The following is an 8,084-nucleotide window of genomic DNA, read 5'->3' on the forward strand; positions in this document are numbered from 1 at the left end:
TGTTTTATACCGTGTATGGGTTTGCTGAGTATGGGTTTGCTGATTTACCAAAAAAGGAGCGAGCAGGCGCTAACGCCTTTACGGTGGTGATCATCTGGCGCTATAACGATCAAGTCATCTGGCGTGCTGTTCGATCCAAGCGGCGACCGTTGGCCAAATCTCTGTCGCTGCATGACGGCTAATCATAATGCGGCTATGGGTATAATCGTCTAAATCACCACGGCTGCGCGCGTATTCTCGAAAGACATTGGTAGCGTTATTATTAGTAGAGTTGAGGACAGAAGAAGGGCTGTTATTAGTAGCACGGTTAAAGGCATCAAAAAACCGCAGACAGCCAGCGGTTGGGGAGATGAAGTTATCGCCCTTGGCACTGATGGCATAGATAGGTATCGTAACCATCGGCATGTGCTGTCGATAATCAAAAGGGGTATTGTCGGCAGTCTGTTTGCGGCTGCTATTAAAGTTTTGTTGTAAGTTCCAATCAAACCACTGGTTCATGGTGTGATAGCTTTCGTTGATCGGCCCCAGTTTGAGCTTTTTGGCAGGGATATAACCGACCGCTTTTGTCACAAGCTTGGCGGCAAGTATCTTGGCGTAGCTGATAGGGCTGACGGCCGCTCCAAACGCTTGACAGGCAAACATAGTGGCGCTGTTGATTTTATCGATATAATCTGGATATTGAATCAAAAACATCGTCAGGCCCACGCCGCCGCCGCTATGGGTGACGCAGTGCAGATTATTGAGTTGTAATTCATCAAAAAAGTAGCGAAAAGTCGCCTCATAATCATAGGTTGCGACGGTCTCAAAATCAAACGCCTCTTTAGGCGCTGGGCTGTCACCATGGCCGCGCCACTCCATGATGTAGCACTGATGGCCTAGACCGGCCAGATACTCGGCGATTTTTAGACAGGTTTGTTTGTCTGAAAAGGTGCCATGAGTCAAAAATATATTTTGTGCCTTGACGCTCGTATCAGGCGCGCAAGGTGCGCCAGTCGTTGCGTCTGCGTGTTGTTTGATACTGTTTGCTACCCGCCAAACGGCTATTTGCTCGCCGTCCTTGGTCGTCACGAGATGCCGCGTCCGTGTCATCATAAAGCGCTCTTTTACCCTCAGTTTTTATCACAATATCCCTATAACTGCCGCTTAGTTATACCATAATTGATGAGTCTTTGATGGCCGTTTTGTGACCAACTGAGCCAAATGAGTATATGAATGAAGCAAATTGAGCGATAAATGATAAAGGTGTCAGAAATAAGGCGCTAGGAATTAAGGCATCAGGAATTTCAGGAATTAGAGCATCAGAGGTCAAAGCGTCAAGCGTTGAGAAACAACCACGGAGGTGCTGCTTGATAAATAGGAGAGTCGTCTTTATATAAAGGAGAGCATATCAACGATCAGACTCAGGGCAAGGCTGTCTGCAAGCGGTGTTAATTCACAGTGGGGCAGTCGGAATTGTCGCCTGAATACGCTATAATAATGAGTATAAATGCCACAAAGCCTTGGTAGGCGTGAGCAACCCGTGACAGACACGCCCATCAGATGATAAATCGGTGCAGTTGGTACCCCCTTATCGTTACACACTCTACATTCACGACACAGTAGCCACGACAGGTATCGCGTTTGTGTCATAACACATAGGAAACATTATGAGTGAGCACAATCAAGCTGCTAATCAGTTGGATCAGTCAGCAGACTATGAGTCAGCGCTAGATACTGAGCAAGCGGACGTAAAAAGTAACATCACTATCACAGAGTCGGCGCAAGGTTATTTGGCCGATTTGTTGGCCAAGCAAGACACCGACGGTATCGGTGTCCGTATTTTTGTTGAGCATCCAGGTACGCCGCGCGCCGAGTGCTGCATGGCGTACAATCAGCCAGGCGAAGAAGACAGCGCGGATTTGGTGCTCACGTATGACGATTTTTCTGCGTTTATCGAGGCGGCTTCAGTGCCGTACTTAGAAGATGCGGTGATTGATTATAATAAAGACCGTTTTGGTGGGCAGCTCACCTTCCGTGCGCCAAACTCAAAAGTACCAAAGGTCGGTGCTGATGCTAGTGTCGAAGAGCGTATCAACTATATCTTGCAATCAGAGATTAACCCAGGCTTGGCCGCGCACGGCGGTATGGTGGACTTGCTAGAGCTGATCGACGAAGAAGGCGTTGGTCTGACAGCCGTGCTAAAGTTCGGTGGTGGCTGTCAGGGCTGCTCAGCGGTGGATATGACTTTGCGCCAAGGTGTCGAAGTCCAGCTTAAGCAGCAAATTCCTGAGCTGACGCAAGTGGTTGACGAAACCGACCACAGTCGTACTGAAAATGCGTATTATAAATAATCGGCGCGGCAAAGTCGCTCAAACCATTCAGCTTAGACAACGCTACTTAAGTCTTAAATAAAGCTACTTAGATCAAATAGTATGGTCGCTTATGAATTTTTGTCATTAAGAGATGAATGATTTGCTATTCTTTTCATAAAGAAGTTGAGTTATGATTAACTCAGCTTTTTTTATGCCTATCGTTTTTGTAGACGGCGTTTAGCGACAGCGGCGTAAAGATAACGATTTGACATTTTTTATCATGATATCCTTATTGAATCATAAATACCTACATAGGAGCACAGTATGAGTGACGGACAGCCAGACCAGCAAAACCAGAATACACCGCGTCTTGAAACCTTGGCCATCCATGCCGGATACCAAGTTGAGCCAACGACCAAAGCGGTCGCTGTACCTATTTATCACACCAGCTCATACGCGTTTGACAACACCCAGCACGGTGCTGACTTATTTGATCTCAAGGTTGCAGGCAATATCTATACCCGTATCATGAACCCAACCAATGCGGTACTAGAAGAGCGGGTGGCTGCATTAGAAGGTGGTATCGGGGCGCTGGCGGTGGCGTCAGGCATGGCGGCCATCACGTATGCCATTCAGACGATTTGTGAAGCGGGTGATAATATCGTTGCGGTATCGACGCTATATGGCGGTACTTATAACTTGTTTGCCCATGCGCTACCGCGTCAAGGCATCGAAGTACGTTTTTTTGACCACAAAGAGCCAGAAGCAATTCGCGATCTTATCGATGATAAGACCAAGATGGTGTTTGCTGAGAGTATCGGCAATCCGCTGGGTAATATCGTAGATATCCAAGCGCTAAGTGATATCGCTCACGAGTATGGCGTGCCTGTGGTAATCGATAGTACGGTGGCGACGCCTGCGCTCTGCCGCCCGTTTGAGTTTGGCGCGGATATTGTCATTCATTCATTGACCAAGTACATGAGCGGTACGGGCACCTCGATCGGCGGCGCGATTGTCGATAGTGGGACGTTCCCTTGGGGCGACTATCCTGAGCGTTTCCCGCTGCTCAATACCCCAGATGAGAGCTATCATGGTGTCAATTTTGTCAAAGACGTCGGCGCTGCAGCGTTTATCGCTCGTGCCCGTGTGGCACCGCTACGCAATACTGGGGCGGCAATCAGCCCATTAAATGCCTTTGGTATTTTGCAAGGTATGGAGACGCTCAGCCTACGTATGGAGCGCCATGTACAAAATGCCCAGGCCGTCGCTGAGTATCTGCGCGACCATGACAAAGTCGCGTGGGTTAAGTACGCAGGTCTATCGGATCACCCTGAGCATGAGCTGGCCAAAAAATACATGAAAGGCACGCCTTCTGCTATTTTAACCTTTGGGGTAAAAGGCGGGCTGGAGGCTGGCGCCCGCTTTATCGATGCGCTGCAGATGATCACGCGCTTGGTCAATATCGGTGATGCCAAATCGTTGGCGTGTCACCCAGCGACCACCACCCATCGCCAGCTCAATGAGCAAGAGCTTGCCAACGCTGGGGTCAGTGCTGACATGGTGCGTCTCTCTATCGGTATCGAGCATATCGACGACATCAAAGCCGATCTGGCACAAGCATTGGCTGCGGCTTAATATCGTCATACTGGCCATACCCGTACGCTATTTATACGTCACAAAAAAGCCCATATCGATAAGATATGGGCTTTTATTTGGCACGAAATATCGCTTAGATTATATGTTTATTAAGCGGATAATACGCGCTGCGCAATCTCTTTATAGTCTTGGGAGGCAAGGCGCGGGCCAAATTGCTGAATGACTTGGGCGGCGACAGCGCTTGCCAGACGACCACACTCAGGCAAGCTATAGTGCTGCGATAGCGCATATAAAAAAGCGCCCGCGTAGTTATCACCTGCGCCATTGGTGTCGATGACATTGGCCACCGCTGGCGTGGCGACTTCATACATCTCCAGCTCTGAGTGGTCATCTAACTTGTGAGCGATGATTGCGCCATTCGCGCCATCGGTGACGACTGCGGTCTGGCAATGCTCAAGGAGCGCGCGGGCGGCGGCTTTGATTTGTTTTTTGTCAGTAAATAGCTTGGCCTCTTCGCTATTACAGAATATCACTGCAACTTTATTGCCGAGCATATTGAGTAGGCCGTCTTTGGCAAACTTCACCACCGCAGGGTCAGCGAAGCTCACCGCGATTTTGGCGTTATGAATACCTGCTTGCTGGCGCAGTTTGGTCATCGCAGGTTGGATGCTCTCAGTCATCGCCAGATAGCCTTCTAGATACAGCCAGTCGGCTTGCGTCAGCGCGTCAAAATCGACGTTTTCTGCTGTGATGTCGCTTGAGGTTCCAAGATAGGTTTGCATGGTACGCTCGCCATCTTCGGTCACCGCCACCACACAAGAGCCTGTGACGCCGCCTGTATGTACGGATTTTTTTGAAGTAGCGACGCCTGCAGTGTGCAAGTCTTTTAGATAAAACTCACCCTGAGCATCATCACCGACGCGGCAAGCATAAAACGGCTTGCCACCGAGGCTGGCAAAGGTGTACATGGTATTGGCCGCTGAGCCGCCACCCGCTTGTTTTGAGGGGGCGATTTCTGCCAGTTTGAAATACGCCAGTAGCTGCTGCTGCTCCTCGATAGCCGCCAGTGTCATATTGCCTTTGGTCAGATCCGTCTCTTCTAGGGCAGCATCGGACAGTAGGTACTCGTGGTCCACCAAGGCGTTGCCTATCGCCATTACATCGTACATTTGCTCTCTCCTCACTCAATGATTAATTTGTTGGTATAGTATTTTTTATAACCACAAGCTATTTTGCTTGTAGCTCAAGCAGGCGCTGATAGAGTGCGTTTTTTTTCACACCAGTGATATCAGCGGCCAGGGCGGCGGCTTTTTTGACCGATAAATCCTCCAGTAGGCGCTGTAGTAACGCATCGTGCACACTGATGTCGTCGGCGTCTTGGGCGGTATGGTCACCTGCGATTACCAAGACGATTTCGCCGCGCTGCTGATTGTCATCGGCTTTGACAAACTCAATCAAGTTGCCAAGCGTGCTTTTGTGCACGGTCTCAAAGGTTTTGGTCAGCTCACGGCAAAACGCCACTTCACGATCAGCGCCAAATATCGCCGCCATGTCCGCTAAGCTTGCCAGAATGCGGTGCGGCGCTTCATAAAATATCAAGGTTTCGGTGCGTGTCGTTAAGGCGGTCAGTTGTTTTTGGCGACCGTGAGTTTTGGCAGGCAAAAATCCAATAAAGCTAAATCGATCTGATGGCAGCCCTGCGACCGATAGCGCGCCAATAGCAGCCGATGCACCCACCACAGGTGATACTCTCACGCCAGCGGCATGCGCTGCTTGTACCAACTGATAGCCTGGGTCACTGACCAGTGGCGTGCCAGCATCACTGATCAAAGCGACGGAATGGCCTTGCTGGATCATCTCGATAATCTTTGGCGTTTGGATGGCGCTGTTGTGCTCGTGATAGGCCCATAGCTTATTATGCGCTTTGGGCGCGTCAGCCTCGCTACTGTTGTCTTTGGTATGGATACCAAAGTGCGATAGCAGTTTGCCGGAGGTGCGGGTGTCTTCACAGGCAATGATGGCCACTTGTTTTAAGACATCGATGGCATGCGGCGTCATGTCGCTCAGATTACCAATCGGCGTGGCAACGATATATAAACAAGCTGGCATCGCGGTAGGGATGGACATGAAAACCTCTGTTATAAAAGTCGGGCATACAATATAGCGCCATGCTCTATCTTGGCGTTTGATGTGTGGTCTTTAGCACAACATCGAAATAAAGACCGTAACGGACCCATGAATGCAAGCCATGGCGACAGATCATAGATATAGACAAGGCGCAAAAGTGGTTAGTTTATCATGTTGTGCTATGATAATTCTGAAATGTTCAGCAGGTATCTTGCTCTTATGACCCATCATAAACCCTTACGCCTTAGCTCGCCCAAGCAGCGTCAAGGCAGCTTGTTTGAGCAGCGCGCTTGTGCGTTTTTGCAGGCGCAAGGCTTGACGCTGATTGCACAAAACTGGCAACAACCCAAAATCGGCGAGCTTGACTTGGTCATGCTAGAGACGGGCGCGGCATGGTCGACCCTAGTATTTATTGAAGTGCGTCAACGGCGCCAATCAGGGTTTGGCGATGCGCTGCTGAGCGTCACCAAATCCAAGCAAAACAAACTTATCAAGGCGGCGCGCTATTTTTTGCAGCAGCACCCTGAGTATAGAGATTTTGATTGCCGGTTTGATGTCATTGCTTATGATACCGCAGGCAAGCACAAACTCGCAGAAGCCCACATGTCTGAGTCGCCGCAGTGGCTGATAGGTGCGTTTATGGCAAATGCTTGGTAAGGCGGCATTGGCTTTTTTACTTATATGACTGAGCATATTTACTGAGTACACTTGGCGCGCTTGGTGCTGATTCTTATTGTATTAATGAGCTTGAGCGTGCGCGAGCGATGCGAAGGTGTTTGTCGGTTGAGTTATCGTTACCAAAAGCCTAAGCGTTCACCCAAAAAATTGAGTAAAGTAGCTCAATAAAAAAGCGATGGCATGTCTTGCGTATCAATCATCGCCAATATCTTACTTATTTCATCAGGCTCTAAGAGGTAAATCATGACACGGATGCACTTGCGCACTGCTATTTTTGGCTCATCATACCGCATGACGATAGGCGCTGTGCTGCTGGCAAGCGTCATTAGTACGGGTTGTACCACCAATTATCTGACCAACAGTACTCAAGGGACTTATGGTGTGCCCATGACTGAGCGTACCATTCCGCAGCGTCTGCTGGATCGTAGCATCGAACACACTGCCAAAATCAATGTCTATGGTCTAAAAGAAGACTTGCAGCAGACCAGCCGCATGAGTATCGATAGCTTTAATAGTGAAGTGCTGCTGAGCGGTGAGGTGCCAAGTGCTGCGATCAAGACGGAGATAGAAAACGTCGTCAGCTCCATGCCAGACGTGCGCCGTGTCTATAATGAGCTGACCGTCAGTGCCTCAAAGGGTTATAGCTCGACTGTCCATGATGGTTATATCACCTCAAAAATGCTGGCAAAAGTCGCGACAAGTAACGGCGTCAAAGCCTCCCAAATCAAGGTGGTGAGCAACAACGGCGTGGTCTATGTCATGGGGCGTGTGACACCGACGCAGCAAAGCCACTTAATCGATATCGCCAACAACACCGTAGGAGTGACCGAGCTTGTGCTATTGACGACCGTTGTCGATGATAGAGGGGTAAAGATTGGTGAAGACGATATTATGTATGAGGACAATTTGGCCAATCCGGCGTTAGCGCCAGTTGTGCAGCGCTCGGCTGCCGCGCGCGTTGCTGATGAGCCGAGCAGTGCAGTCGCGCCCAGCCCAGCCCGCGCCACCACGCCTATAGTGGTGACCGAAGCGGGTACGCCTATCGATTCCTCTGCTAGTGAGGCTTCTGCTAGTGAGAGTGTCGATATTTATCAAAATCCGTAAATACCTCGTGCGATCGTGAGCCAGTACCTCGATTGTATTTGGCGCTGATATAGCCGCCGCTGATGACAAGAAGCCTAAACACGAGTAACAGGAAAAACACGAGAAATCTTTTGGCAGCCAGTAAACTGATCACTCTGTAAGTGAATGGCTATAAATAATCCGCAGTAAGTGACTGATGATATAGTCAATTCTCAATAAAACAGATACATTATATGTCAACGTGGAACTGGTATAAATTTTCCTTGCGTGCTGTGCCTGCGCCGACAGAGGCTGCGTAAAATTTATCCC

At 49.4% G+C, this 8,084-nt stretch carries 7 protein-coding genes; 4 read left to right on the forward strand and 3 right to left on the reverse strand.

From position 1 onward, the window contains the following. Positions 1–114: 114 nt before the first annotated feature. Positions 115–1,092 carry an alpha/beta fold hydrolase gene (locus tag J3491_RS08490; RefSeq protein WP_207969830.1) on the reverse strand — a complete coding sequence of 326 codons (978 nt, stop codon included), beginning with the start codon at positions 1,090–1,092 and terminating at the stop codon, positions 115–117. A gap of 554 nt (positions 1,093–1,646) precedes the next feature. Between J3491_RS08490 and nfuA the strand changes: the two genes are divergently transcribed. Then, entirely contained in the window at positions 1,647–2,330 is a 684-nt protein-coding gene (gene nfuA, locus J3491_RS08495) for a Fe-S biogenesis protein NfuA (RefSeq protein ID WP_075102549.1), read from the forward strand. A 285-nt stretch (positions 2,331–2,615) separates the two neighbouring features. Continuing rightward, positions 2,616–3,926, forward strand: coding sequence for an O-acetylhomoserine aminocarboxypropyltransferase/cysteine synthase family protein (locus tag J3491_RS08500; protein ID WP_075102550.1), 1,311 nt, complete (start codon positions 2,616–2,618; stop codon positions 3,924–3,926). A gap of 110 nt (positions 3,927–4,036) precedes the next feature. Here J3491_RS08500 and J3491_RS08505 read toward each other — a convergent pair whose 3' ends face one another. Continuing rightward, positions 4,037–5,056, reverse strand: coding sequence for an adenosine kinase (locus tag J3491_RS08505; protein WP_207969831.1), 1,020 nt, complete (start codon positions 5,054–5,056; stop codon positions 4,037–4,039). A 58-nt stretch (positions 5,057–5,114) separates the two neighbouring features. Beyond that, positions 5,115–6,014 (reverse strand): 16S rRNA (cytidine(1402)-2'-O)-methyltransferase, encoded by a 900-nt coding sequence (gene rsmI / locus J3491_RS08510; protein ID WP_207969832.1) that lies wholly within the window; start codon positions 6,012–6,014, stop codon positions 5,115–5,117. 171 nt (positions 6,015–6,185) lie between these two features. Between rsmI and J3491_RS08515 the strand changes: the two genes are divergently transcribed. Both J3491_RS08515 and J3491_RS08520 read left to right on the forward strand, forming a co-directional pair. Then, a complete protein-coding gene (locus J3491_RS08515) occupies positions 6,186–6,671 on the forward strand; it encodes a YraN family protein (RefSeq protein WP_207969833.1) in 486 nt (161 codons plus the stop codon). A gap of 264 nt (positions 6,672–6,935) precedes the next feature. Next, a complete protein-coding gene (locus J3491_RS08520; protein WP_207969834.1) occupies positions 6,936–7,796 on the forward strand; it encodes a BON domain-containing protein in 861 nt (286 codons plus the stop codon). Positions 7,797–8,084: the final 288 nt, after the last annotated feature.

Origin of the sequence: Psychrobacter halodurans (assembly GCF_017498075.1) — a bacterium.
In the GTDB taxonomy this organism is placed as follows: domain Bacteria; phylum Pseudomonadota; class Gammaproteobacteria; order Pseudomonadales; family Moraxellaceae; genus Psychrobacter; species Psychrobacter celer.